We start from the raw sequence: 24,182 nt of genomic DNA on the forward strand, positions 1-24,182 counted from the left end.
AGGCTGGGTGTCATGGCAATCACTCCGCAGCTGTCCCCGAAGCCCCGTGTCCTCATCGTCGGCGGCGGTTACGCCGGCCTGTACGTCGCCAAGAACCTGGAGAAGAAGGTCAAGGAGCGTGGCGGTGTCGTCACCCTCGTGGACCCGAACCCGTACATGACCTACCAGCCGTTCCTCCCGGAGGTCGTCGGCGGGAACATCGAGCCCCGGCACATCGTGGTGGACCACCGCACCCACCTGAAGAACTCCGAGATCGTCCAGGGCAAGGTCATCAAGGTCGAGCACGCCCGCAAGACCGCCACCATCCAGACGCAGGACGGCTCCGAATTCGAGATCCCGTACCAGGACGTCGTCATGACCGCCGGCGCCACCACCCGCGTGTTCCCGATCCCGGGCCTGGGTGAGGCCGGCATCGGCATGAAGACCGTGCAGGAGGCCGTCCAGCTGCGGAACCAGATCCTGGACCGCCTCGAGATCGCCTCCACCATGACCGACGCCGCGGCCCGCAGCCGCGCCCTGACCTTCGCCGTCGTCGGCGGCGGCTTCAACGGCGTCGAGACCATCTCGGAGATGGAGGACCTGATCCGGTCCGTCATCAAGAAGAACCCGCGCCTGGCCCAGTCCGATGCGCGCATCGTCCTGATCGAGGCCATGGGCAAGATCATGCCGGAGGTCGGTGAGGACCAGGCCGTCGAGGTCGTCGAGCACCTGAAGTCCCGCGGCATCGAGGTCCTGCTCAACACCTCGCTGGCCGGTGCCGAGGGCGGCGTCCTCAAGCTCATCAACATGCAGGACAAGTCCGACGCCGGCTCCTTCGAGACCGACACCCTCGTCTGGACCGCCGGAGTGGCCGCCAACGCCGTGGCCAAGCAGACCGATTTCCCGGTCGAACAGCGTGGCCGGATCGAGGTCACCCCGACCCTGCAGATCTCCGACGGTGACGGCGGGGTCCTCGAGGGCGCCTGGGGCGCCGGTGACGTGTGCGCCGTGCCGGACCTGACCGGCGACGGCCCCGGAGGCCACTGCGTTCCCAACGCCCAGCACGCGGTGCGCCAGGCCAAGCGCCTCGCCGCCAACCTGCTGGCCGTGCGCTTCGGTGAGGGTGCCGTGGAGGAATACGTCCACAAGTCCCTCGGTGCCGTGGCCGGCCTCGGCTTCGGCAAGGGCGTCGGCAATCCGATGGGCCTCAAGCTCAGCGGCGTGCCGGCGTGGCTGGCCCACCGCGGCTACCACGGCCTGGCCATGCCCACGTATGAGCGCAAGGCCCGCGTGGTCTCCGACTGGCTTCTGTCCGTGGTCTTCGGCCGGGACACCACACCGATCGAGGGCCTCGAGAACCCGCACAACCCCTTCCTCGAGGCAGCTGGCGGCGAGCTCAAGCCGGGCCGCTTCGACAACCCGAAGGTGCTGGAGTCCGCGAAGTCCTCGAAGTAGGTCTCGCAGTACGCCTCGGCTCCATGGCGGCCCGGTACCCTTGACGGTTCCGGGCCGCCGTCGAATCCAGCCCCCATAGCCCAATTGGCAGAGGCAGGAGACTTAAAATCTCTGTGTTGTGGGTTCGAGTCCCACTGGGGGCACTGTCCGGACGTCTGCCCGGCCCCGGCACGGTTGTTCGCCCCCACTGGCCGTTAAGCCGTCAGCGGAGGGAAGGGGCCGCCGTCCGTTGTCAGGTTGCTTTTCAGGTTCGGCAGATAGACTGTCAGCAGTCCCCATGACGTCCATGCCGCGCCACCCGGCCGGAGAGCACGACCGTGGACCGCACGCGACCAGCAGAGGAGATGGCCAGTGGCCAACCCCGTCTTCAACAGCAAGAACTTCCAGGAACAGATGCACTCCGGTGATGGCCGGGGTGGCGCTGCCACGCAGCAGGCGCCGGGCTGGTACCAGGGTGGTTCCCGGGGCCAGGCTCCGCAGGGCCAGACTCAGCAGCCGCAGTTCGGCCAGCGGGCGCCGCAGGGCCAGCCGAGCCAGCAGTACACCCCGGAGCAGCTGGAGCAGATGTACGCCCAGCCTGCCGCGGGTCCGGCTGACACGGGCCGGATGAGCTACAACGACGTCATCGCCAAGACCGTCATCACCCTGCTGCTCGTCGTGGCCGGTGCCGCCGTCGGTTGGAACATGCCGGCCCTCATGCTGCCCGGTGCGATCGTCGGCCTGGTCCTGGGACTCGTCAACGCCTTCAAGCGCGAGCCCTCGCCCGTGCTCATCCTGATCTACGCCGCCGCGCAGGGACTGTTCCTCGGTGGCATCTCCGGCGTCTTCGAACAGATGTGGCCGGGCATCGCGGTCCAGGCCGTGCTGGCCACGCTCTGCGTGTTCGCCGTGACCCTCGCGCTCTTCGCCTCCGGCAAGTGGCGCGTCTCGAAGAAGTCCGTGAAGATCTTCATGGTCGCGATGATCGGCTACGCGCTGTTCTCCGTGGTCAACCTCTTCCTGATGCTCTTCGGTGTCACGGACGCCATGTTCGGCCTCCGCGGCGAGTTCCCGCTGCTGGGTCTGGGCATCGGCCTCCTCGCCGTGTTCCTGGCCGCGTTCTCGCTGATCATGGACTTCACCGCCATCACGCAGGGCGTCAAGGCCGGGGCCCCGCAGAAGTACTCCTGGTCCGCCGCCTTCGGCCTCACCGTGACCCTGGTGTGGCTCTACGTCGAGATCCTGCGCATCCTGGCGATCCTGCGCGGCAACGACTGACCACGCACTGAACCGTCCACAGCCATCGGCTGGCTCCGTCCGGGAGGAACAATCCGGATGGTGCCAGCCGATTCTGGGTTAATGGAGCCATGAACGAGTCCGAGAACCGTCCCGCCGTCCAGACCGCCGATGAGCCTGCCGGGCTGCAGTTCGGGGGCCCTGCCGCGACGGGCACCCAGTATGTGCTGCGCCACGGCGGGGCCGAGGCCACCATCACCTCGCTGGCCGGTGCCCTGCGCCGTTATGAGGTGGACGGAACGGCGTTGGTGGAGACCTACGGCGCGGACGAGATTCCGCCCTCGGCCTGTGGCATCCAGTTGTCCCCGTGGCCCAACCGCGTGCGGGACGGGCGCTGGACGCTGGACGGCGTCACCCAGCAGCTCGACCTCACGGAACCGTCCCGTTCCAACGCCAGTCACGGACTGCTGCGCAACACCGCCTTCGTCCCGGCCGAGCAGACGGGCCGCCGGGTGGTCCTGCGCGGCGAGATCCACCCCCAGCACGGCTACCCGTTCCGTCTCACCCACCAGGTCACCTACGCCCTGGACGACGACGGCGCCCTCGCCGTCCACCAGCAGGTCACCAACCATTCAGGCCGGCCGGCCCCGGTCGCCTTCGGCGCCCACCCCTTCCTGCGGATCGGAGACGTTCCCAGCGAGCAGCTGGTGCTGACGCTGCGGGCGGCCACCCGGGTGCTGACCGATGATCGGCTCATTCCCACCGGGACGGCCCCGGTCCACGAAACGGCCGAGGACTTCCGTGAGGGCCGGCAGGTGGGCACCGGCCTGCTCGACGCGGCGTTCACCGATCTGGAGCCGGGCGACGACGGCCGCCATCACCACACACTGTCTGCTCCGGATGGGCGTAGCGTGGAGCTCTGGACGGACCCGGCCTTCGGCTATGTCCACATCTTCTTCACGGACCGATTCCCCGGCCGTCACCGTGCCGTGGCGATGGAGCCGATGACGGCTCCGGCCAACGCCCTGAACAGCGGCGACGGACTGGTATGGATCGATCCGGGGAAGCACCTGGAGGCCGCCTGGGGTATCTCGCACCACGGTTCACTGAACCGTTCCTCTCACCTTTCACACGACCGACCACACCCTGAGGAGGAAATCCGTTGAGCACTCGACCAGAGTCTGGGGCCCCGGACGCTCCGGTTCCCGGGCTGCCCGAAGTCCCGGGCCCCCAGCCTGAAGCCCGGGTGCCGGACCCCCTCCTGACCGCGCCCGACCAGGCCAACCGGGTGGCGGCCGACGTCCCCTACGGGCTGACGGTGGCCGCCGCCTGGTCCTGGCGGGTGCTGCTCGTGCTGGCGATGGCCGGGGCCGGCATCTGGCTGCTGAGCCATGTCTCCCTCCTGGTCATCCCCCTGATCGTGGCGGCCCTGTTGTCCACCCTCCTCGCGCCGATCCACAAGCGGTTCGTGGGGTGGGGCCTCCCACGGGGACTGTCCGTGACCGGCGTCATCCTCGGATTCATCGTCGTCGTCCTGGGCCTGCTCACCCTCGTCGGCCAGCAGCTCGCCGTGGGATTCACGGACATGCGGGATCAGATCGTGGTGGGCGTCCAAGGCATCGTCGTCTGGCTGGAGTCCTTCGGCGTCACGACGGACCAGTGGAACGACATCCTCTCGGACCTCGGCGAGGCGGTTCGAGCCAACAGCCAGACCATCCTCTCGGGTGCCCTGGGCTTCGGTTCCACCGCCGGCAACCTCGCCGCCGGCACGGTGCTGGCCGTCTTCGCGCTGATCTTCTTCCTCTATGACGGCCGGAGGATCTGGCGGTTCTGCCTGAACTTCGTCCCCGCCCGCCATCGCATCGCCATCGACGGCGCCGGAGATGTCGGCTGGACCTCCCTCGGCAGTTACGTCCGGGTCCAGATCTTCGTGGCGTTCGTGGATGCCCTGGGCATCGGACTGGGGGCCTTGATCCTCGGCGTGCCGCTGGCCCTGCCCCTCGGTGTGCTGGTGTTCTTCGGCTCGTTCATCCCCCTCGTGGGTGCGTTCCTGACCGGCGCGGTGGCCGTGTTGCTGGCGCTCGTGGCCAACGGCTGGGTGAATGCCCTGATCATGCTTGGCGTGGTCCTCCTGGTCCAGCAGATCGAAGGCAACGTCCTGCAGCCGTTGGTCATGGGGCGTGCAGTCAGCCTGCACCCGTTGGCCGTGTTCCTGGCCGTGGCCGGGGGCACCGCGGTGATGGGCCTGGTCGGCGCGATCTTCGCCGTGCCGTTGATGGCCTTCCTGAACTCCACCATCAAGTACCTCCACGCCAAGCCGTGGCTCGAGAACGAACCCGAACCCGCGGCGGCCTCGGACTACCGCGATACCCGACTCAAGGACCGGGCCGCCGGTCTGGAGGGGCCCTGGGGCCGGGCCTATGTGACCATCGACGGCGTGGTCCGCCGGGCCACGAGTGGTGCTGGCGGATCCAGCAGATCCGGTGACGGCGGAGCATCCGGCAGCGCTGGTGGCACCGCTCCCAGTGCTGCCGAGAGTGCGCTGTCAGCCAGGCGGCGACGTCAGGCCCGCCGCCAACTCAAGCGGTCACAGTCCCGCTCGCGTTTCCTGCCTGGCCGTTTCCGCAAGGATCGCGATGGGAGTGCTGACACCGACTCATATGTTGACCCTGATGCCCGTCCCGACGCCGGCCCAGAGGCCGATACTGGTGCCCCAGTCGACCCCGGAACCGGCACCTCGGGCAATCTTCGCGGCAGAGGGTCCGCGGGGGAGGACAATACGGGGATGGACCACTCCGGCCGCCGGCCGGACCGAAACGGAGGACCACAGTGACGACCACCCCCCAGAGCAGTGCAGAGGCCGCGACGGGTACGGCTGCCGACCGCGCCGAATTCCCGGGACTTCCCGTCACCCTGGCGGACATCGAGGAGGCCCGACGACTGTTGGACGGGGTCATCGTCCCCACGCCGCTGGACCACTCCAGGGCCCTGGGCCGGCTCACGGACTCCGTGGTTCACCTCAAGTGCGAGAATCTGCAGCGTGCCGGCTCCTTCAAGGTGCGCGGCGCCTACGTCCGGATGGCCAAGCTCTCCGAGGACGAGCGCGCTCGCGGGGTCGTGGCGGCGTCCGCTGGCAACCATGCCCAGGGGGTGGCCTTGGCAGCATCCAAGCTGGGGATCAAGGCGACCATCTTCATGCCCCGCGGCGTTGCGTTGCCGAAGTTGCAGGCCACGAAGGATCACGGCGCCGAGGTGATGCTGCACGGCAACAACGTAGATGAGGCCCTGTCCGAGGCGCAGCGCTATGCGGACGAGTCCGGCTCGGTTTTCATCCATCCCTTCGACAATGCCGACGTGGTGGCCGGTCAGGGCACGATCGGCCTGGAGATCCTCGAGCAGGATCCGGAGGTGGACACACTGGTGATGGGCATCGGTGGCGGCGGCCTGCTCGCCGGCGTGGCCGTGGCCGTCAAGGAGATGGCCCGCCGTCAGGGCCGGCACATCAACATCATCGGCGTCCAGGCGGAGAACGCCGCAGCCTACCCGCCGTCGCTGGCCGCAGACGCCGTGGTGCCGCTCTCCCACGTCTCGACCATCGCCGACGGCATCGCCGTGGGCAAGCCCGGCCAGATTCCCTTCCAGATCATCAAGGAACTCGTGGACGGAGTCGTCACCGTATCCGAGGACGCGATCGCCAATGCGCTGGTGTTCTTGCTGGAGCGGTCCAAGATGGTGGTCGAGCCCGCCGGCGTGGTGGGCGTGGCCGCGTTGTTGGAGGGCAAGCTGGCAGAACTCGGGATCGAGTCCAAGCACACCGTGGCCGTACTCTCCGGTGGCAACGTGGACCCGATGCTGATGCTCAAGGTCATCCAGTCCGGCCTGGCCGCGGGTGGTCGCTACCTGACCGTCAAGATCTCCCTGCGAGACCGTCCCGGCGAGCTGTCCAACATCTCCCGGATTATCTCCGAGACCGAGGCCAACGTCACCCGGGTGGACCACAGCCGCATCGGCGGCTCGCTCAGCATGGGGGACGTGACCATAACGATCGACATGGAGACTCGCGGACCCGAGCACTCCGAGCAGGTCCTGGGCCGATTGCGCTCCTCCGGCTACCAGCCGGTCGTGCAGCACTAGCAGGGTTCCTCTGAACGGCTCACGCATCCCGATCCTGAGGCGCCACATCTAAGCCGCCAGACCAGGACGCCAATAGAAGTTGCGGCGGGGCCGCCGTTCGGGGTCGAGGTACTGGGCCGGGATGAACCACGGGATGCCCTGGCGGACGGAGATCTCCCAGGCTCCGGCGTGAACGGCGTGGTGGTGGTGTGAGCACAGCAGTGCTCCGTTCTCCACCGACGTCGGACCGCCGTCCTCCCAATGGTGGATGTGGTGGGCTTCGCACCACGGTGCCGGAATCGAGCAACCGGGTGCCGTGCAACCACCGTCCCGGGCGGTGACGGCGCGCCTGAGCTGAGGCGTGAACAACCGTTTGGATCGCCCCACGTCCAGGACCTCGCCGCTGCCGCCCAGGACAACCGGGATCAGATCGGCCTCGCACGCAAGCTGTCGGATCGTCTGTGGATTGACGTCTCCCACGTAGGACGTGGTCGAGATCGTCCGATCATGGCGTCCCGGCGGACCCGGCGGACCCGGCGGACCCGGCGGACCCGGCGGACCCGGCGGACCCGGCGGACCCGGCGGACCCGGCGGACCAGATGGGCCGGGTGGACCGGGTGGATCAAGGACTCCGGATGATCCGCTCGAGCCGCTTCGTGGAGTCCGTTCGTCGAAGTGCACGTCATCCGCAGCGCCGAATCGGGCGAACAGGGTTTCGTAGTCGATGACCGCCATGATCTGGGGCCGGGCCCGGCTCCTGAGTCCAGGCCGGGCGTTGCCCGTCGGGTTCGTGTTCCCGGTACTGCGGCCGTCCGCGTCCATGCCCGTCTCAGGGCCGAGTCCGACCAGGGCCAGCGCGCCGGTCAAAGCACTGACGAGCCCGTCGAGTTCTCGTTGAGCGCGGCTGCGTCCGTCGAGGGCGTCAATCACGGACCGTTCAGTTGCACAGCCTGCATCACCGGTGCCCGTGCCCGTGCCGGTGTCGGTGTCGGTGCTGGTGCTGGTGCCGGTGCGATCTTGGTTTCGATTCTTCGGGTCCGTGTTGCAGTCAGAGCGAGTCGTCCGGGGGCTGGAGGCAGCGGAGACCACCGTCTTGAGAACTTCATGCTGGGCGTCGCTGGCCAGCAGTGTCCACTGATGCAGCCCCTTGCCCGGTCCGCGGTAGAACAGCCCTTGCATGGCCTTGAGCTGGGCGTCGGTCGGTTCGGAACCGTCTGGATTGACCACGGCTTCGAAACGCTGCCGCCAGTGCGCGCAGACCTTTCTCAGCGTATCCGGATCCAGATCCCGGGCCTGGGCGACGAGCAGCCGTTCACCGTCCGCGATAAGGCCGTCCACCGTTCCGGGAGCCGTGTCTGCCAGGACGGCCTCGCGGTGCGCGGAGGCGATCGTTCCCACGATCATGTCCACCGCGGCTTCGCCCAGCTCGGCTTTCTGCACCGCCTCGGACAGGACCGGCATATCGGCAGGTATCACCGTGGTTCGGTCGAGTGTCAGCGACGCCATGGTGTGAGCAGCCCGGGCCAGCAGGGCCTTCGCCTCGCGACGGTCGATCCGCAAGAGATCGCGCAAGTATTCGGCGCCGTTCCTGAAGGCACACTTTCCGGGCGGGATGCCCAACACTTCCTCTCGAAGTTGGTGTGCCTCGAAAATCCGGTCAGTGTGCCCGGCCAGGGCGGTCCGCGCGGAGTCGACGGCGCGGGCCAGCGCCTCCACGCCCACATGCAACTCCGGCAGGGACCCGGCCACGTTCTCGCTGGAGGGGGAGTCCGCATACTCTTGATTGCCCGATTCACGGTCGACGACCGACACGTCCTCGGAGCCTGAAGCTCTGACGATGTGTATGTCCCCGCCATGCGCCCCGGCTCTGCCGGAATCGTCCGATTCCCCGAAACCGTCAACCTCAGGGTTGGGACGGTCCGCATGGGCGTAGAGGCCCCAGGCAGCGCTACGGTCTTCTGCCGGGTCCTGCCGGAGGCGGGGCAATCGGTCCGCCAGCCTTGGGTCAGCCAATCGAGAGGAGAGTTCGGCGGCCAAGGCGTGGGATTGCGCCAATAGCTCGGGGAGGGGCAGCTCAGCCAGCTCATCACTGTCTGCCATGGACCCTCCCGTCCTGTGCCCTTGAACCGTTGTCCACCAGCCATGATGGAGTAGTACTGGTATTCGAACATGACGGGCGGACGAGTTAAGCGCTGAGGGCTCCAGATGTGGTCGGCACGCCTCAAGCTGGGCGGTGTGGAGGGCAGTGTGGAGGACGAGGCGGACCGAGAGTTGCGTACGCGGTTGCTCAGGAAAGCGGCGGGGACTGGGGGTGACGACCGAATGAGGGCTGGGGTCAGTACTAGGGCGAGAACTGAGGTCAGTACTGAATGAGGGCTGAGGTCAGTACTGAATGAGGACCGAGGCAGGCTGGGCCCGGGTCTGTGGATTCTCAGCCAGCGTTGGTAGCGACCGTGGCCATGGTGGACGCGGTGAAGGGGTCCACACGGCGCTTGACGGCCTCCACGGCAGGAATGTCGTGGGCGATCTCCTCAATGCGCCGGGACAGCTCGCGCCGGTCCATCTGGCCTCGGGCCGGGCCCAAGAGACCGTCGGCCACGTTGAGGGCCTTGAGAAGGCCGAGTTCCGTCGCCTCGGCGAGGGTGGCCGTGCGGTCGCCGGCGAGCACCTGACCCAACCGCTCACGCAGGGCGATCTCCGGGGCGGGGCTGGTGGTCATGAAGTGAGGCCCACCGAGGAAGCGGGACTCCTCGGTGACGATTCCCTGCCTGGCCAGGCTCCGGCCCACGGCCGTATCCGGGTCGAGCTGGGAACGGCCCACCAGGGTGGAGATCTTCTGCCCCGACATGGAGTCCAGGGCCGGCAGGACAGCATCCAGCGGGGCGTGGCCGGTCATCCCAGCCCGCACCACCGTGACCTGCGGGTCCTTGCCCTCCTGAGCGATCTCGATCGTCCCGAGCTCGGAGAGGTCGGCCAGAGCAGCCGCCGCGAGGCCATAGCGGCGGTATCCCCGCGCTCGGCCGGCCGTGCCGTAGTCCTTGTTCAGCAGGAGGAACATCTCTTCGACGATGAGCATGCCACCAACCTAACAAGGTACCGGGCTGCCCGTCGCGTCCCGCTGGCCGCCGCCTCACCCGCCAGCAGTCTCACCCACGAGAACGGCGGCGCACCGGGGAACCGGTGCGCCGCCGTCGGGAAAGCGGTGTGCAGGGAACAAGCCCTGCCGGGCGGAGCAGGCTGTCAGCGACAGGTCCGCCCCGTGAGGATCACGGCTTGTACGGCTTGGCGGAGATGATCTCCACCGCGATGTCCTTGCCGTTCGGGGCGGCATAGGTCAGCTTGTCGCCGACCTTGGAGCCCTGGATGGCGGCGCCCAGCGGGGAGCGCTCGGAGTAGACGGTGATGGAGTCCTTGTCATCGGCGATCTCGCGGTTGCCGAAGAGGAAGGCCTCCAGGTCGCCGGCGATCTTGGCCTCCACGACCATGCCGGGCTCCACCACGCCGTTGTCCTCCGGGGAGGCGCCCACCTGGGCGGTCTCGAGTAGTCGCTTGAGCTCGATGATGCGGCCCTCGTTCTTGGACTGCTCCTCGCGAGCGGCGTGGTAGCCGCCGTTCTCCTTGAGGTCACCCTCTTCGCGCGCCTGCTCGATGCGGTCGATGATCTCCTGACGGCCGGGTCCGGAGATCTGATCCAGTTCCAGCTTCAGGCGGTCGTAGGCCTCCTGGGTCAGCCAGGGAGCGCTATCGGTGTTGCTCATGGACGCGTGTCTCCTTCGAATTGCTCGTCAGCGGCCATCCGGTACGCCACTGAGGGATTGCCGGTGCTGCCGCACACATGATGCTGAGCCGCCGATTGCGGCCCGGGGGGCGATCATGCAAGAACCCCGCCGGCGGAGCCACCCGGTGTTCCACGGGAAGCCCCAGACAGGCGGGGTTGAAACGTACTACTTCTGATTCTAACGGATGTGCTTCAGATACGTCATATTCAAGGTGATGTGCGTCTCATGAGTCCTCTGGGTGCCAGCATGCGTTCACGCCGCCATTGACGCCGAGCGCATCGGTGCGCAGGTCGACGTCGTAGTACGTCGGGGTGCCCGCTGGCCTGGAGTCCTCGGACGCCGGCTCCGGACCGATGGTGACGGTGCGCCAGCCGACCACGGCCTTCTCCTCCGAGAGCACCTGGATTGCGCACTGGACCGTGTCCTCAGGGTCCTTGGTGAGCTGGAACCGCACCGAGGCCTGCGTGGGGGACTCGATCGTGAAACCGACGTCCTTCCAACCCAGCGTCTGGGCGTTGGCTGAGGCGGTGAACCAGACGGTGACCCCCACGGCCAGGACGAGGGCCGCGGCGGCGATCCATTTTCCCCAGCGCTGAGCGAACGAGGGGCGGATTCGTTGGGGGCGCCCATACCGGTTCGCTAGGCTGTCCATCGGAGCAGGCTCCGCCGAGGCCTGGGGTGTAGAAGTCATATCACTCCATGGTATCCCGGCGCGTGACCGTCCACCGCAGTTCATTCCCTGGACCGACCGGTCCCCGAATAAGCCGTCCCGAACCCCCGCACACACCGGCGGGTGACCTCCGGGGCCGGAAAGCAGCCGAGGCCACGTGAGCAGTACGAACCCGACCAACCTGGACGACCTGGAGCACCGGGACGGCATCGCTGCGCCGGAATTCGGGGTGTCCGTGGGGCAGACGTCGTACGGCTCCGTCGAGCCCGAGGTGCACCATGCCGTCCCTGAGGCCGGGGGAGTGCCGGCGTCCCAGGGACTGCGGCTGATGGCCGTCCACGCCCACCCGGATGACGAATCCTCGAAGGGCGCCGCCATGATGGCTGCCTACGAGGCCGCCGGGGCCGAAGTCATGGTCGTGACCTGTACCGGAGGTGAGCGGGGAGACCTGCTCAACCCGGGCTACGGGGACACGGTGCGTCTGGACCGGGACATCACCGGCGTGCGGCGGACCGAGATGCAGGAGGCAGGGGCTGCTCTCGGCATCGAGCATCGGTGGCTCGGATTCATGGACTCCGGACTGCCCGAGGGTGATCCGATGCCCCCGTTGCCCTTCGGCAGCTTCGGTACCCTCCCCCTGGAGCAGGCGGCGGCCCCGTTGGTCAGGGTCATCCGTGAGTTCCGTCCGCACGTGCTGATCAGCTACGACGAGATCGGTGGCTACCCGCACCCGGACCACATCAAATCCCACGAGGTCACGGTGGAGGCCTACCGAGCCGCCGGGGACCCGGAGCGGTATCCCGGCACGGGCGAGGCCTGGACCCCGTCCAAGCTCTACTACGACCGTGCCTTCAACCCGGACAAGTACCGGGCCCTGCACGAGGCCTACCTGGAGGCGGGCGAGGAGTCTCCGTACACGGAGCGGCTGGAGTGGTTCCGCAAGCTCCTGGAAGAGCAGGAGCGGGCGGAGGCCCAGGCGGCCGAGCAGGACGTGCCGTCCGCCACCGCCCCGGCCCGATTCCGGCTGACGCGCCACCAGGTCACCACCCAGATCCACGTGGCCGACTACTTCGAGCAGCGGGACAACGCCCTGCGTGCCCACCGCACCCAGATCGATCCGCAAGGGCAGTTCTTTGCCACGCCGAATGCCCTGCTGCGGCGGACCTGGCCGTGGGAGGACTACGTGCTGATCGATTCGCGCGTGGAGACCACGCTGCCGGAGACGGACCTCTTCACCGGACTGCGCTGACCCGACGCCGGCCGGTATCGGCTGGGTGTCAGCCGCGTGCTGGCCGCACGGTTGCCGTAGGTCGGCCGCTCGCCTCCGCGGGCTGGCCCGTCGCGTGGGGACGGTAGACTGGGTGACCGTGATCGCCTTCCTTCCCCTTGCCGTATCCCCTTCTGCCGCCCCCGCGTCCAGCAGTGGTGGCGAGGCCTCGGAACAGCCGCTGCCCGGGGTGCAGGAACCGACGCTGCGTCCCGGACTTGACCAGACCGAGGTCACGCCCGGCATTGAGGGATTCCTGTTCACGGCGCTGATGGTGGCCATGGCCATCGTGGTCATCCGCCTCATGGTCCGGTCGGTCCGGCGGGTACAGTACCGGTCCTCGCAGGCCGAGGACATGCTCGTCGAGCGCTACCAGGGGCACCTGCCAGAAGATGTGCGCCATCCCCACGACGAGGTGGACGCGGACTCGCGAGCCGCCTCCGACGTCGATCTCCAGCGGGCCCGGCTCCAGAAGAAGTACCCGGGCTACCTTGACAGCCCCGCACCGGAGCCGAAGGGCCCGGACTCCGGCCGCGACTGATCTCGGACTCAATCGGGCCGAAATCGGGCTGGGTCGTCGATCAGACGCCGGCCCCGGCGCAGGCCGCGGTCAGCAGTCCGCGCAACTGCACCGCCGAATGGCTGCCGTTGAAGATCTCCGTGCCGGGCTGGAAGACACGACCGGCGGCGAGCGGGCCGGCGTCGACGGCATCGAAGCCGATCCGGTCGATGAAGGCGCCCACCAGGGCACGCGATGACTCATGATCGCTGGCGACGGCCAGGGCACGGCGGTCCGCGGCGCCGGGGGCTCGATGATCGGCCTCCAGGTCGTGGTAGCCGATGTGGTTCAGCGACTTGACCAGGAGGGCGCCGTGCAGGTGGTCCTGGATGATCTCACTGGTGGAGCGGGCGTCCCGCTCGAAATGCGGCTGCTCGCCGTCCGTGGGGGCCCAGTAATTCATGACGTCGACGACGGTCCGGCCGGCAAAGTGCGCAGGGTCCAGATCTCGGTACCTCCGCAACGGGATCGCGATGACGGTCAGGTCCGTCTCCGCCAGCTCCGCCGCATCGACGGCGACGGCGCCCGGCGTGACGATCTCGGCCAGCAGGGAGATCTCCCCGGCGGGTTTGGCGGTGGCGATGCGAACCTCGTAGCCCGATTCGACTGCCCGGCGGGCCACTGCTGCCCCGACTCGGCCTGCGCCGAGGATGCCGATGCTGCCGGGGGTGACTGCCGTGGTCGTCATGGATTCCTTTGCCGTGGGTGCGTCACATGCGGTGGCTCACGACCGTGCCGGAGCGCGGCGCGCGAGACCGATGGTTCTCGAGTCAGAGTTCACTGAAGGAAACACAAGCGAGTGGCATGGGTATTCCTGCCGTGGCTGAGGTCACCCCCGCAACCGGTCGGTGTCCGCCTCGTCCGTGAACCGGCCGTCCGAACCGCTCGCTCTTACCCGGTGCACGTCCAGGCGCCGCTGCAAAGTGGACCGCCAGCTCTCCGGCACCCCGGGAGAGTCCAGGATCCGCTCGATGGCCTGGATGTCACCCTTGTCCACGTTCATCACGCGGGACAGCTCGGCCAGGTCCACCGCGCCGGGGGTGCGCTCGGCCAGCCTCATCACCTGCCCGGCCTGCAGGGTCCCCGGTGTCAGCACCCGGAGGTACCATCCGGTGCGGCCGGTGGACTGGACGCGGCGGGCCAGATCGGGGATGCCCCACCGGGAGGACAGTTTCCAGCAGGGACGCCGTGACTGCGTCACCTGCAGCCGGACTCCCTCCACCTCCCAGACGTCCTCCAAGCAGACCTCGGACTCCGTCAGGCCGTCCACGGTGAGGTTCTCGAAGAGGGCGCCCTCCGGCAGGTCGAGCCCCTCTGCCTGCCAAGCGGCGTAGTGGGCCCGTCCGTAGCACAGCAGGGCCTTCTCGGGGCCGCCGTGGTGGACCACATCGCCCTGCCCGTCGCCCGCCAGACCGGTGAGTCCGAGGTCCACCGGTCCCTCCACCGGTTCCTTGAAGGAGCCCGTGGGAACCTCCTCGTCCCGCCACCGCACCGTGCGGACGTGGCCCACCCGCACGGCGGTGATCGTTCCGCTGGGGGCAGAGGCTCCCGTGCCCGTGGGGGTGCTGGACGTGGCCGTGGGGGTGCTGGACGTGGCGGGGATGCTGGAGATGCTGGAGTGCCGGGGAGAGCGGGGTCCGGTGGGCATGCCCCCATCCAACCACCACCGTCCGTCTCGCGGTGGAACTGACCGCTGGCTGGTGGATGGCGGGCGCCTGCGCGTCGGGCGCGGAGGACGTCACACCTGCAGGACCGCCAGCACGATCGCGATGTAGTGACAGACGAAGCCGCCGATGGTGAAGGCGTGGAACAGTTCGTGGAAGCCGAACCACTCGCGGTGGAAGTTGGGTTTCTTCAGCGCATAGAACACGGCGCCGATGATGTAGCACGCGCCGCCCACGCAGACCAGGACGGCGGCAGCGGCCTGGGCCGCGAAGAAGTCGCCGATGTACAGCAGGGCCGCCAGTCCCAGCAGGATGTAGACCGGGGTGTAGAGCCAGCGCGGAGCCGAGGTCCAGAAGACGCGGAAGGCGACGCCGGCCAGCGCGCCGATCCAGACGCCGGCCAGCAGGAGCGTGGCCTTGTCCTCCGGCAGGAGGGCCACGGCCAGGGGCGTGTAGGTGCCGGCGATGACCAGCATGATGTTGGTGTGGTCGATGCGCTTCAGCACGAGGGCGACCTGCGGTGACCACTGCACGAGGTGGTAGACGGCCGAGACGGAGAACAGCAGGAGGCCGGTCAGCGCGTAGATCGCGCTGGCCCACTTCAGGCCCGCTGTGGGGGCCAGGGCCACCAGGACGATCCCGGCGACCAGGGTGAGCGGCGCCATGACGGCGTGGCTCATGCCTCGGAGCCGGGGCTTGAATTCGGGATGCTCGGGATCCATGATTCGGTCCAGTCGCCACGTCCGTGAGGGTCTGGCGTCATGCTGGGGCGCGGCAGCCGCGCCGCCTGCGGACTGTTTGCCCGAGGGGGAATGGACCATGGCTCCCAGACTACTCCCGGAAACAGTGGATTACCCGTGGGTAGACCTGTTCGGCCACCGGGCGGGGCGGGCCACTGGTGCGCCGCCAGGCTGGCAGTTCGCTACCGTAGGAACGGACGAACCACCCGCACCACGACGTTTCAGGTGCCGCTCGGATCTGCGGCACGTCCATCGGCCAGACAGGGGACGACCATGAACCTCCCGAACGTCCTCTACAGCTTCTATGAGCGCCGCCTGGCCTCCAGCCTCGACCGCGAGAAGCTGCCCCGGCACATCGGGGTGGTGCTGGACGGCAATCGGCGCTGGGCCAAGGCCTCGGGGGCGACGACGGCGGACGGTCACCAGGCCGGCGCTGAGAAGATCCACGAGTTCCTCGGCTGGTGTGACGAGTTCGGTATCAAGGTCGTCACCCTGTACATGCTGTCCACGGACAACATGGGCCGCCCTCCGGAGGAACTGTCCCAGCTGGTGGGGATCATCGGCAACACCCTGAAGCGCCTCGGGGACGGGCTGGCCAACGGTCACCGGGTACGGGTCCAGGCCGTCGGCGCCCCGGACCTGCTGCCGGCCGGGTTGGCCGAGACCCTGACCGACCTCCAGGCGCGGACCGCCGATGCCGAGGGCGTCCACGTGAACGTGGCCGTGGGCTACGGAGGGCGCCGGGAGATCGTGGATGCCGTCAAGGAGCTCCTGCTGGAGGCGGACGCAGCGGGCCACTCCGCTGCCGCCGTTGCCGGTGAGCTCAGCGACGAGCAGATCTCCGGCCGCCTCTACACGCGTGGACAACCGGACCCCGACCTGGTGATCCGCACCTCCGGGGAGCAGCGGTTGTCCGGGTTCCTGATGTGGCAGTCCGCCTACTCCGAGTTCTACTTCTGCGAGGCCCTCTGGCCTGACTTCCGCCGCGTGGACTTCGTCCGCGCCCTCCGGGACTTCGCCTCCCGCCAGCGCCGCTTCGGCTCCTGACGCACGACGCCGGCCCCGGCAGTGGAGGCCGTCGCCCCAGGAACGTTCGGGAAGTCCTCGGGAAATGCTGACCGGCCGGAAACTTGCTGGTCACCTCGGCAGGGTGGGGTGGAACCTATGCTGCCTTGGATCTCCCGTTACGCCCTGTTGCTCTCCGGACCACGACGCACCCCACTGTTCGATCGCCATCTGGCCTTCCTCTTGGTGGTGATCGCCGGAGCCCTCAATTCGGTGGGCTTCGTGGTGGTGGGCCTCTACACCTCGCACATGACCGGTGTGACCGCTTCGGCGGCTGACAATATCGTCACCGCGAACTGGGGCATGGTCGGCGCCGGTGTGCTGAGCATCGTGTTCTTCGTGCTCGGAGCCATGAGCTGCACCGTGCTCTTCACGTGGGGCCGGCGTCGGCGTCTGTCCAGCCGCTATGCGAACGTCCTGACCCTCGAGGGGCTGCTGATCCTGCTCATGGGGTTGTTCGCCGGCACGGTGGACGGTCCCGGCTACGAGGAGGTGCTGGTGGCGCCGTTGTGTTTCACCATGGGACTGCAGAACGCGCTCATCACCAAGATCCGCGACTTTCCCGTCCGCACCACCCATGTCACCGGCATGGTCACCGATATCGCCGTGGAGCTCGGGCGGCTGGTCTACCGCAACGGTGACCAGGTCGGCGTCATGGCTGACAAGGAGAAACTGGGCGTGCTCAGTACCCTCGTCGGACTCTTCTTCGTGGGCGGAGTCGTCGGAACCCTCGGGTACTGGTGGCTCGGGCTCAACGTCCTCATGGTCGGCGCCTGCCTCATCCTGTTGGCGTCGCTTCCGCCGGTCCTCCGCGACGCGCTGGGCCGTGGGACCCGATTCACCCAGCGGGTCCGGGTCTCGACGTGAATCGGTAGGCGTGGCTCGCGCGGGCCGATCCGGCGCTCGCTGCAACGGTCTCTCTCGGTTCATGCAGAGTTAATCCGCCACCCGGGATTCCTGACGACATTTCCGCGGCCGGAGGCCTACGGTGGTGGTATCAGTCACCGGCGGGAGCGAACGGGCCACCTGGTTCCGCATCCGCATCCCGTGGATTGATCGGAAAGGCCAGGCCGTATGCCGTCACTCCAGACAGCACGCAGCGGGGGCCGTTCCGGCCCCGGGCCGGACCGTCCCACCCCGCCCTCGATCATCGGGGCGTGCGCCCCGGTCTGGAGTCCACCGTGGAGAATCTGATCGCCGCCCCGGCCACCGTCACCCCGGCCACCACGCAGCCTGCCGAGCGGATGAGCGTGGGTGAGAAGTCCTACGTGCTGGACACGTCCGTGCTGTTGTCCGATCCCCGGGCGGTCCTGCGCTTCGCCGAACACGAGGTCATCCTGCCGATCGTGGTCATCTCCGAGCTGGAGAAGAAGAGGGACGACCCGGACCTGGGGTATTACGCCCGAAAGGCACTGCGACTGCTGGACGAACTGCGGATCGAGCACGGCACCCTGAATACCCCGATCCCTCTCGGCACGGAGGGCGGCTCTCTGCGGGTGGAACTCAACCACATCTCCGTGGACGTGCTGCCGCACGGTTTCCGGAGCGCGGACAACGATTCCCGGATCCTCGCCGTCGCCAAGAACTTCGCGGACGAGGGCCGGGACGTCACGGTGGTGTCCAAGGACCTGCCGATGCGCGTGAAGGCCTCCGCCATGGGCCTGCAGGCCGATGAGTACCGCAATGAGCTGGTGAAGGACTCCGGCTGGTCCGGCACGGCGGAGGTCATGGCCACGGAGCAGGAGATCAGTGCCCTGTATGACAACGAGCCGGTGGCCCTGTCGGAGACCGACGGTCTGCCCGTCAACACCGGCCTGGTGATCACCTCCCCGCGGGGCTCTGCGCTGGGGCGCGTGGACCGGCATGGCAACACCCAGGTGGTGCGCGGGGATCGGGACGTCTTCGGCCTGCACGGGCGGTCCGCTGAGCAGCGGCTGGCCATCGATATGTTGCTGGACCCCTCCGTCGGGATCGTCTCGCTCGGCGGACGGGCCGGCACCGGCAAGTCCGCCCTGGCCCTGTGCGCCGGGCTGGAGGCCGTGATGGAACGCCGGGAGCATCGCAAGGTCGTGGTGTTCCGCCCGCTGTACGCCGTCGGTGGCCAGGAACTCGGCTACCTGCCCGGCTCCGAGAACGAGAAGATGAATCCCTGGGGTCAGGCCGTGTATGACACCCTCGGCGCGCTGGTCTCCACGGAGGTCCTGGATGAGGTGGTGGACCGCGGCATGCTCGAGGTCATGCCGCTGACCCATATCCGCGGCCGTTCCCTGCACGATTCCTGGGTGATCGTGGACGAGGCCCAGTCCCTGGAGAAGAACGTCCTGCTGACGGTGATGAGCCGTATGGGACAGAACTCCAAGATCATCCTCACCCACGACGTCGCCCAGCGGGACAACCTCCGGGTGGGCCGTCATGACGGGATCGCCGCCGTGGTCGAGACCCTGAAGGGCCAACCGCTGTTCGGCCATGTCACGCTGAACCGCTCGGAGCGCTCGCCGATCGCCGCGCTCGTGACGGAGTTGCTGGAGGACGCCAGCATCTGAGGCGGGTGGCGTCCGGGTCGAAGCCGGGTAGAGCGCCAGTCGACGGCAACTGAAGAAGAGTTAAAGAAACAGGGGCCGCTGCACGTGTGCAGCGGCCCCTGAGGGTGAATCCGTCCGGGTCCCCGCGGAGGGGGGATGAGGGGACCGGGGATGATCCACCGCAGCCATGGCCCCTTGAAACGGGATGGAGGCCATGGAGTTTAGAGCGCTTCCACGACGGTTCACGAGTGATGAGTCGGTGTCGCACGGATGGAAGCGATTCCAGCATACCGACGTTTGACCCGGTTTCCTACCACTTTCGTGAAAATCACACCATCGACTTCTGGCCAGTCTTGACCGGGACTATCGGGCAGTCTTCTGGCCGCCCTCCGCTGGCGTCCGGGTAATTGCACCAGCTATGGCACCAGCGCATCGTTGCGGCGCTCGCGCAGGTCACGGCGCGCCTGCCGGGTGTCGGCGAATGCCACCACCACACCGGCAGCAGCGCCAGCGAGGTGCCCCTGCCAGGAGACGCGCGGGTTGATCGGCAGGAAACCCCAGACGATCCCTCCGTAGAGCAGTACCACCACCACGGCGGCCGCGATCGCCGTGAACCGCCGGGACAGGATCCCGTAGGTCACCAGGAAGGCCGCATAGCCGTAGACGATGACGGACGCGCCGATGTGGTTGGTCCCCATGCCGCCGATCAACCATGTGCCGACACCGCCAACGAGCCAGATGCCGGCCGTGATCAGCCACCACTTGCGGGTCAGCCAGGCGATCATGGCCCCCATCACCAGGAAGGGCAGGGTGTTGGAGAGCAGGTGGCCGAATCCGGAGTGCAGCAGCGGTGCGAACAGGATGCCGGGCAGTCCTGCCGGGTCGAGTGGCTGGATCCCGAACTGGTTGAGCCGGCCGCCGAGGAACAGGTCGATGATCTCCAGTACCCACATGACCACCACGAGTCCGAGCACGGGCAGGGCGCGCTGGATCCACAGGGGGTAGGACCGCAGCTGGTCGATGACGTGGCGGCGTGACGAGGGGCGTTTCACGGGTTCGGACATGTCCACAGCCTAGTGAGCCGAACCCCAGGGTGGGCGTATGTCGTTCTAGTCTGGGAGGATGCCGACGATCCTGGCCGAGGCGGCCCATGACGGGAACTGGCTGCTGCTGGCAGCCGTCCTGGCGTCCTTGGCCGTCTTCAGCGTGTGCGCGGTCGTCCTGACCGGCACTGATCTGCGCGAACACCGCCTGCCCAATCGGTGGACTGGGGCCTTGGCCGCCGGGGGCGCCGTCACGCTCGGGCTGGCCTGCCTCGTGGACGACGCCGGCTGGTCGCGTTTCTGGTCCATGCTCGGCGGAGGCGTGGGGTACCTGGGGCTGATCCTGCTCCTGCACCTGATCAGCCGCACCGGCATGGGCCTGGGGGACGTCAAGCTGGCCGGCGGCCTCGGGCTCTATGCCGGGTGGCTCGGCTGGGACCATCTCTTCGGGGCCATCGTCCTGGGCTTCGTGGCCGGGGGAGTGGTGGCCCTGGTCCTGGTGCTGGCCCGGCGGGCCACGGGCTCCACGCATCTGCCCTTCGGCCCGGCGATGTTGCTGGGCACGGCCGTGGCCCTGCTCTTCTGACCGCTCGGCCTCAACGCCCGTCCTCAACGCGCTGTGGGGGCAAAGACGAGTAGTCGTCTTTGCCCCCACGCTGGCTGCACCAGGAGGCCGACGTCAGGGCGCCGGCGGCAGTGGCCAGGGAGCCCCGGGCGCAAGGACCGGAGCCCTCCGGTCCAGGGTCAGGCGGGGTGCGTCATGGACATGGTGTCCAGGGCCGCGTCCAGCTGCTCCTCGGTGACCTCGCCGCGCTCCACGTAGCCGAGATCGATGACGGCCTCGCGGACGGTCATCTTCTGGGCCACGGAGTGCTTGGCGATCTTGGCGGCGGCCTCGTAGCCGATGACCTTGTTCAACGGGGTCACGATCGAGGGGGAGGCACCGGCGAGGAACGAGCAGCGCTCCACGTTGGCCTCGATGCCGTCGATCATCTTGTCCGCCATGACGCGAGCGGTGTTGGCCAGCAGTCGGATGGACTCGAGCAGGTTCGCGGCCATCACCGGGATGCCCACGTTCAGCTCGAAGGCACCGTTGGTGGAGGACAGCGAGATGGTGGTGTCGTTGCCGATGACCTGGGCGGAGACCATGATGGCGGCCTCGCAGATCACGGGGTTGACCTTGCCCGGCATGATCGAGGAACCCGGCTGCAGGTCCGGGATGGCGATCTCACCGAGGCCGGTGTTCGGACCGGAACCCATCCAGCGCAGGTCGTTGTTGATCTTCATGAACGAGTACGCGATGTTGCGCAGCTGACCGGAGGCCTCCACGAGACCGTCGCGGTTGGCCTGGGCTTCGAAGTGGTTGCGGGCCTCGGTCAGCGGCAGGCCGGTCTCCGCGGCGAGCAGCTCGATGACGCGGGCGGAGAAGCCCTTCGGGGTGTTGATGCCCGTGCCCACGGCGGTGCCGCCCAGGGGGACCTCGGCCACGCGCGGCAGCGAGGCGTCGATGCGCTCGATGCCATAGCGGACCTGTGCCGCATAGCCGCCGAACTCCTGGCCCAGGGTCACCGGGGTGGCGTCCATGAGGTGGGTGCGGCCGGACTTGACGACGTTCTCGAAGGCCTTGGCCTTCTTCTCCAGGGACACGGCCAGGTGGTCCAGGGCCGGCTTCAGATCATTGATCAGGGCTCCGGTCACGGCGACGTGCACGGAGGTCGGGAACACATCGTTGGAGGACTGTGAGGCATTGACATGGTCGTTCGGGTGGACCTCGGCCTCCGAGCCGGCGGCCTTCAGGGACTGGGTGGCCAGGTTGGCAAGGACCTCGTTGGTGTTCATGTTCGAGGACGTGCCGGAACCGGTCTGGAACACGTCGATCGGGTACTGGTCGTCATGCTGGCCGGAGATGACCTCGTCCGCGGCGGCCACGATCGCGTCGCGACGCTCCTCGTCGATCACGCCGAGCTCGGCATTGGCCTGGGCCGCGGCCTTCTTGACCTGGGCCAAGGCGTGGACGTGGGCCGGCTCCAGGGTCTTGCCGGAGATCGGGAAGTTCTCCACGGCACGCTGGGTCTGGGCGCGGTACAGGGCGTCAACCGGGACCTTGACCTCACCCATGGTGTCGTGCTCGATGCGGAACTGCTGTTCGGAAGATTGCTGCGAAGAAGTCAGATCGGTCATGGTTCCCCACTTTAGACCGTCGCGTGCTCGGTCAATCGCCCATCACGCAGGGTGACCGCCCGGTCTGCCACCGCCACGAACTCCAGATCATGCGTGACCACCACCGTCGCGGTGCCCCGGTCCCTCGTCAGGGTGGCCAGCAACTCCATGACCTCAGCGGAGCGGTGCTGGTCCAGGGCCGAGGTCGGCTCATCGACCAACAGCACCGAGGGCTGGCCCATGAGAGCCCGGGCGATGTTCACCCGCTGCCGCTGGCCGCCGGAGAGCTGGTGGGGCCGCCGTCGGGCTGCCTCGGACATCCCGACGGCGGCCAGAGACTCCAGGGCCGCGTCCCGGACCGCACGGGGCCGGTGGCCACGGAGCACCCCGACCAGCTGCAGTTGCTCGACGGCCGTCAGCGAAGGCATCAACTGGGGCTGCTGGAAGATCAGGCCGATCTCGTTGAGCCGCATCCGGGCCCGCTCGGCTTGGCTGGCCCCGGTGATCTCGGTCGAGCCGATGTGGACGGTGCCGGAGGTGGGGGAGACCAGCGCTCCGGCCACGGCCAGGAGGGAGGACTTGCCGGAGCCGGAGGGGCCCACGAGGGCGAGCATCTGGCCGGCCGGGACGGTGAGGTCCACGGAGTCGAGCGCGTTGAGGGTGCCGTTCTCGCCATCGGGGTAGGTCAGGGTGACGTTGGACAGGTGCAGCATGGGAGGTTCCTTCGAAGTGGGGCTTGGGTGGGGGTCTCGGCAGTGCTCAGCTGCCGCCGAGGGCGACGAGTGGGTCCACCCGGCACGTGCGCCAGACGGCCGCCACCGAGGCCACCATCCCGAGCGCCACGGTGACCAGCACCGGGATGGCGACGGCGGCCGCATCCACCTGGACCGGGACCGCGCCGGAGGCCAGCGAGATCCCGCCCAGGCCCACGGCGCCGCCGAGGGCGGCTCCGGCCAGCAGCACGATCCCGGCTTGGGTGAGAGCGTCCTTGACGACCCATCCGGTGGTGGCGCCCAACGCCTTGAGCACGGCGATGTCCCGGGTGCGATGGAGGGTGAACACGGCCATGAAGGCGGCGATCACCAGGGCGGAGATGCCGTAGAGGAACGCCTGCATCATGACGAGCGATCCGTTCTCCGAGGAGTAGGCGGGCAGGGCGCCCAGGGCCCCGTCCACATCCGTGGCGGCAGTGATGGTCTCGGCGGCCGCGGCCGGCGGGTGGCCGGCATCGGGATCGGTTCCGGCGACCAGCACCGAGGCGGTCCCCTCGGGAGCATGAGTGAGGCTGGCCCACGTCTCCAGGGGCAGGTAGAGCACCGGGGTGTGGGAGTACCAGCTGTCCTCGATGGTCTGGGCGATGGGCACGGCCTGTCCGTTGATGGACACCTCGTCCCCGGCGGAGACACCGAGCTGCTCGGCGGCGGTCCTGCTGATCAGGGCCCCGTCCTCGAGGGAGCCGCCGGCGTCCGCTGCGGCGCCCGGGGACCCTGGGACCAGGCGGGAGCCGGGTTCCAGCCCCATCAGGGTCACGGCGGTCACGGCACTGCCGGAATCGGCGCGGGCCTGGCCCACGCCCACCGGCTCGGCCCACTCGACCTGGGTGTCCTGGCGCCAGCCCGCGAGCTGGTCGGTGGTGACGGAGGAGGCCGTGAAGTCCGTCTCCACGTCATCCAGGGCCGAGGCATGGGCGGCACCGAAGGCCACCGTGACCTCGGCGGAATCGGTGGCGGCGTCATCCCACGCCGAGACGGCGGAGATGTTCTGGTGGGCCAGCCCGTTGGTCAGCGCGGTGAGGAAGACCAGCAACAGGCTGATCAGTCCCACCACGGCCCCCATCAGGGTGAAGCGGCCGGCGGAGAAGCGGACGTCCCTCAGGGACAGGAACGTTGGAGAGGACACGGGAAGGGCTCCTTGGAGTGGAACGGTGGGTGGATGGCCGGTGCGGCTGATA

22 protein-coding genes and 1 tRNA gene are annotated in these 24,182 nt (G+C 68.2%); 12 read left to right on the forward strand and 11 right to left on the reverse strand.

Annotated elements, in window-relative coordinates; translation table 11 throughout:
• Window positions 1–12 precede the first annotated feature (12 nt).
• From BOSE125_RS02075 to ilvA, 6 genes are all read left to right on the forward strand, one after another.
• Window positions 13–1,434 (forward strand): NAD(P)/FAD-dependent oxidoreductase, encoded by a 1,422-nt coding sequence (locus BOSE125_RS02075; RefSeq protein WP_159549293.1) that lies wholly within the window; start codon window positions 13–15, stop codon window positions 1,432–1,434.
• A gap of 69 nt (window positions 1,435–1,503) precedes the next feature.
• Window positions 1,504–1,577 (forward strand) — tRNA-Leu (locus BOSE125_RS02080).
• Window positions 1,578–1,785: 208 nt separating this feature from the next.
• Window positions 1,786–2,691, forward strand: coding sequence for a Bax inhibitor-1/YccA family protein (locus tag BOSE125_RS02085; protein ID WP_159549295.1), 906 nt, complete (start codon window positions 1,786–1,788; stop codon window positions 2,689–2,691).
• An 89-nt stretch (window positions 2,692–2,780) separates the two neighbouring features.
• A complete protein-coding gene (locus BOSE125_RS02090; protein ID WP_159549298.1) occupies window positions 2,781–3,815 on the forward strand; it encodes an aldose 1-epimerase family protein in 1,035 nt (344 codons plus the stop codon).
• Window positions 3,812–5,482, forward strand: a complete 1,671-nt coding sequence (locus BOSE125_RS02095; RefSeq protein WP_236557771.1) for an AI-2E family transporter — start codon at window positions 3,812–3,814, stop codon at window positions 5,480–5,482. The genes BOSE125_RS02090 and BOSE125_RS02095 overlap by 4 nt, the downstream gene beginning before the upstream one ends.
• Window positions 5,483–5,562: 80 nt before the next feature.
• Window positions 5,563–6,783 (forward strand): threonine ammonia-lyase, encoded by a 1,221-nt coding sequence (ilvA, locus tag BOSE125_RS02100; protein ID WP_236558109.1) that lies wholly within the window; start codon window positions 5,563–5,565, stop codon window positions 6,781–6,783.
• Between the two features lie 48 nt (window positions 6,784–6,831).
• On the opposite strand, the gene BOSE125_RS02105 is transcribed toward ilvA, so the two are convergent.
• The 4 genes from BOSE125_RS02105 to BOSE125_RS02120 all read right to left on the reverse strand — a co-directional run bounded on the left by BOSE125_RS02105 (window position 6,832) and on the right by BOSE125_RS02120 (window position 11,232).
• On the reverse strand, window positions 6,832–8,862 hold the full coding sequence (locus BOSE125_RS02105; protein ID WP_159549304.1) for an HNH endonuclease signature motif containing protein: 2,031 nt from the start codon (window positions 8,860–8,862) through the stop codon (window positions 6,832–6,834).
• 331 nt (window positions 8,863–9,193) lie between these two features.
• The gene (locus BOSE125_RS02110) at window positions 9,194–9,838 is read right to left on the reverse strand and encodes a GPP34 family phosphoprotein (protein WP_159549307.1); all 645 of its coding nucleotides are present in this window, start codon (window positions 9,836–9,838) and stop codon (window positions 9,194–9,196) included.
• A 190-nt stretch (window positions 9,839–10,028) separates the two neighbouring features.
• Window positions 10,029–10,520, reverse strand: a complete 492-nt coding sequence (gene greA, locus BOSE125_RS02115; protein ID WP_159549310.1) for a transcription elongation factor GreA — start codon at window positions 10,518–10,520, stop codon at window positions 10,029–10,031.
• A gap of 244 nt (window positions 10,521–10,764) precedes the next feature.
• Window positions 10,765–11,232 carry a DUF4307 domain-containing protein gene (locus tag BOSE125_RS02120; protein ID WP_159549313.1) on the reverse strand — a complete coding sequence of 156 codons (468 nt, stop codon included), beginning with the start codon at window positions 11,230–11,232 and terminating at the stop codon, window positions 10,765–10,767.
• Window positions 11,233–11,539: 307 nt separating this feature from the next.
• Here BOSE125_RS02120 and mca point away from each other — a divergent pair, with 307 nt between their 5' ends.
• Together mca and BOSE125_RS02130 are read left to right on the forward strand one after the other, a co-directional pair.
• Complete coding sequence (gene mca / locus BOSE125_RS02125; RefSeq protein WP_159554569.1) at window positions 11,540–12,460, forward strand: mycothiol conjugate amidase Mca; 921 nt, start codon at window positions 11,540–11,542, stop codon at window positions 12,458–12,460.
• Window positions 12,461–12,578: 118 nt separating this feature from the next.
• Entirely contained in the window at window positions 12,579–13,019 is a 441-nt protein-coding gene (locus tag BOSE125_RS02130; RefSeq protein WP_236557772.1) for a hypothetical protein, read from the forward strand.
• A gap of 40 nt (window positions 13,020–13,059) precedes the next feature.
• Here the strand turns inward: BOSE125_RS02130 and BOSE125_RS02135 are convergent, their stop codons facing one another.
• The 3 genes from BOSE125_RS02135 to BOSE125_RS02145 all read right to left on the reverse strand — a co-directional run bounded on the left by BOSE125_RS02135 (window position 13,060) and on the right by BOSE125_RS02145 (window position 15,423).
• Window positions 13,060–13,725 (reverse strand): NADPH-dependent F420 reductase, encoded by a 666-nt coding sequence (locus tag BOSE125_RS02135; protein ID WP_159549319.1) that lies wholly within the window; start codon window positions 13,723–13,725, stop codon window positions 13,060–13,062.
• 141 nt (window positions 13,726–13,866) lie between these two features.
• Window positions 13,867–14,685 carry an MOSC domain-containing protein gene (locus BOSE125_RS02140; RefSeq protein WP_201301115.1) on the reverse strand — a complete coding sequence of 273 codons (819 nt, stop codon included), beginning with the start codon at window positions 14,683–14,685 and terminating at the stop codon, window positions 13,867–13,869.
• 90 nt (window positions 14,686–14,775) lie between these two features.
• The gene (locus tag BOSE125_RS02145) at window positions 14,776–15,423 is read right to left on the reverse strand and encodes a hemolysin III family protein (RefSeq protein ID WP_201301116.1); all 648 of its coding nucleotides are present in this window, start codon (window positions 15,421–15,423) and stop codon (window positions 14,776–14,778) included.
• 291 nt (window positions 15,424–15,714) lie between these two features.
• On the opposite strand from BOSE125_RS02145, the gene BOSE125_RS02150 reads away from it, so the two are divergent.
• The 3 genes from BOSE125_RS02150 to BOSE125_RS02160 all read left to right on the forward strand — a co-directional run bounded on the left by BOSE125_RS02150 (window position 15,715) and on the right by BOSE125_RS02160 (window position 19,049).
• Window positions 15,715–16,488 carry an isoprenyl transferase gene (locus tag BOSE125_RS02150; RefSeq protein WP_159549325.1) on the forward strand — a complete coding sequence of 258 codons (774 nt, stop codon included), beginning with the start codon at window positions 15,715–15,717 and terminating at the stop codon, window positions 16,486–16,488.
• Between the two features lie 117 nt (window positions 16,489–16,605).
• Entirely contained in the window at window positions 16,606–17,373 is a 768-nt protein-coding gene (locus tag BOSE125_RS02155) for a YoaK family protein (protein ID WP_159549328.1), read from the forward strand.
• Window positions 17,374–17,750: 377 nt separating this feature from the next.
• Window positions 17,751–19,049 (forward strand): PhoH family protein, encoded by a 1,299-nt coding sequence (locus tag BOSE125_RS02160; RefSeq protein WP_236558111.1) that lies wholly within the window; start codon window positions 17,751–17,753, stop codon window positions 19,047–19,049.
• 395 nt (window positions 19,050–19,444) lie between these two features.
• Here the strand turns inward: BOSE125_RS02160 and BOSE125_RS02165 are convergent, their stop codons facing one another.
• Window positions 19,445–20,092 carry a rhomboid family intramembrane serine protease gene (locus BOSE125_RS02165; RefSeq protein ID WP_159549331.1) on the reverse strand — a complete coding sequence of 216 codons (648 nt, stop codon included), beginning with the start codon at window positions 20,090–20,092 and terminating at the stop codon, window positions 19,445–19,447.
• 58 nt (window positions 20,093–20,150) lie between these two features.
• Between BOSE125_RS02165 and BOSE125_RS02170 the strand changes: the two genes are divergently transcribed.
• Window positions 20,151–20,657: a prepilin peptidase gene (locus tag BOSE125_RS02170; RefSeq protein WP_159549334.1), complete on the forward strand. Its 507-nt coding sequence runs from the start codon at window positions 20,151–20,153 to the stop codon at window positions 20,655–20,657.
• 158 nt (window positions 20,658–20,815) lie between these two features.
• Here BOSE125_RS02170 and BOSE125_RS02175 read toward each other — a convergent pair whose 3' ends face one another.
• Genes BOSE125_RS02175 through BOSE125_RS02185 form a run of 3 tightly spaced genes read right to left on the reverse strand, consistent with a single transcriptional unit; the run spans window position 20,816 to window position 24,130 of the window.
• Window positions 20,816–22,252, reverse strand: a complete 1,437-nt coding sequence (locus BOSE125_RS02175) for a class II fumarate hydratase (RefSeq protein WP_159549337.1) — start codon at window positions 22,250–22,252, stop codon at window positions 20,816–20,818.
• An 11-nt stretch (window positions 22,253–22,263) separates the two neighbouring features.
• On the reverse strand, window positions 22,264–22,944 hold the full coding sequence (locus BOSE125_RS02180; RefSeq protein ID WP_159549340.1) for an ABC transporter ATP-binding protein: 681 nt from the start codon (window positions 22,942–22,944) through the stop codon (window positions 22,264–22,266).
• A 46-nt stretch (window positions 22,945–22,990) separates the two neighbouring features.
• Window positions 22,991–24,130 carry an ABC transporter permease gene (locus tag BOSE125_RS02185; RefSeq protein ID WP_159549343.1) on the reverse strand — a complete coding sequence of 380 codons (1,140 nt, stop codon included), beginning with the start codon at window positions 24,128–24,130 and terminating at the stop codon, window positions 22,991–22,993.
• Window positions 24,131–24,182: the final 52 nt, after the last annotated feature.

The sequence above is a fragment of the Citricoccus sp. K5 genome (assembly GCF_902506195.1).
Lineage (GTDB): Bacteria > Actinomycetota > Actinomycetes > Actinomycetales > Micrococcaceae > Citricoccus.

Bases quoted from the DNA above. Each gene is read 5' to 3' on its own strand.
- BOSE125_RS02075 (WP_159549293.1), top strand. From the start codon at position 13: ATGGCAATCACTCCGCAGCTGTCCCCGAAGCCCCGTGTCCTCATCGTC.
- BOSE125_RS02090 (WP_159549298.1), top strand. From the start codon at position 2,781: ATGAACGAGTCCGAGAACCGTCCCGCCGTCCAGACCGCCGATGAGCCT.
- BOSE125_RS02105 (WP_159549304.1), bottom strand. From the start codon at position 8,862: ATGGCAGACAGTGATGAGCTGGCTGAGCTGCCCCTCCCCGAGCTATTG.
- BOSE125_RS02110 (WP_159549307.1), bottom strand. From the start codon at position 9,838: ATGCTCATCGTCGAAGAGATGTTCCTCCTGCTGAACAAGGACTACGGC.
- greA (WP_159549310.1), bottom strand. From the start codon at position 10,520: ATGAGCAACACCGATAGCGCTCCCTGGCTGACCCAGGAGGCCTACGAC.
- BOSE125_RS02120 (WP_159549313.1), bottom strand. From the start codon at position 11,232: ATGACTTCTACACCCCAGGCCTCGGCGGAGCCTGCTCCGATGGACAGC.
- mca (WP_159554569.1), top strand. From the start codon at position 11,540: ATGGCCGTCCACGCCCACCCGGATGACGAATCCTCGAAGGGCGCCGCC.
- BOSE125_RS02135 (WP_159549319.1), bottom strand. From the start codon at position 13,725: ATGACGACCACGGCAGTCACCCCCGGCAGCATCGGCATCCTCGGCGCA.
- BOSE125_RS02140 (WP_201301115.1), bottom strand. From the start codon at position 14,685: ATGCCCACCGGACCCCGCTCTCCCCGGCACTCCAGCATCTCCAGCATC.
- BOSE125_RS02145 (WP_201301116.1), bottom strand. From the start codon at position 15,423: ATGGATCCCGAGCATCCCGAATTCAAGCCCCGGCTCCGAGGCATGAGC.
- BOSE125_RS02150 (WP_159549325.1), top strand. From the start codon at position 15,715: ATGAACCTCCCGAACGTCCTCTACAGCTTCTATGAGCGCCGCCTGGCC.
- BOSE125_RS02155 (WP_159549328.1), top strand. From the start codon at position 16,606: ATGCTGCCTTGGATCTCCCGTTACGCCCTGTTGCTCTCCGGACCACGA.
- BOSE125_RS02160 (WP_236558111.1), top strand. From the start codon at position 17,751: ATGAGCGTGGGTGAGAAGTCCTACGTGCTGGACACGTCCGTGCTGTTG.
- BOSE125_RS02165 (WP_159549331.1), bottom strand. From the start codon at position 20,092: ATGTCCGAACCCGTGAAACGCCCCTCGTCACGCCGCCACGTCATCGAC.
- BOSE125_RS02170 (WP_159549334.1), top strand. From the start codon at position 20,151: ATGCCGACGATCCTGGCCGAGGCGGCCCATGACGGGAACTGGCTGCTG.
- BOSE125_RS02175 (WP_159549337.1), bottom strand. From the start codon at position 22,252: ATGACCGATCTGACTTCTTCGCAGCAATCTTCCGAACAGCAGTTCCGC.
- BOSE125_RS02180 (WP_159549340.1), bottom strand. From the start codon at position 22,944: ATGCTGCACCTGTCCAACGTCACCCTGACCTACCCCGATGGCGAGAAC.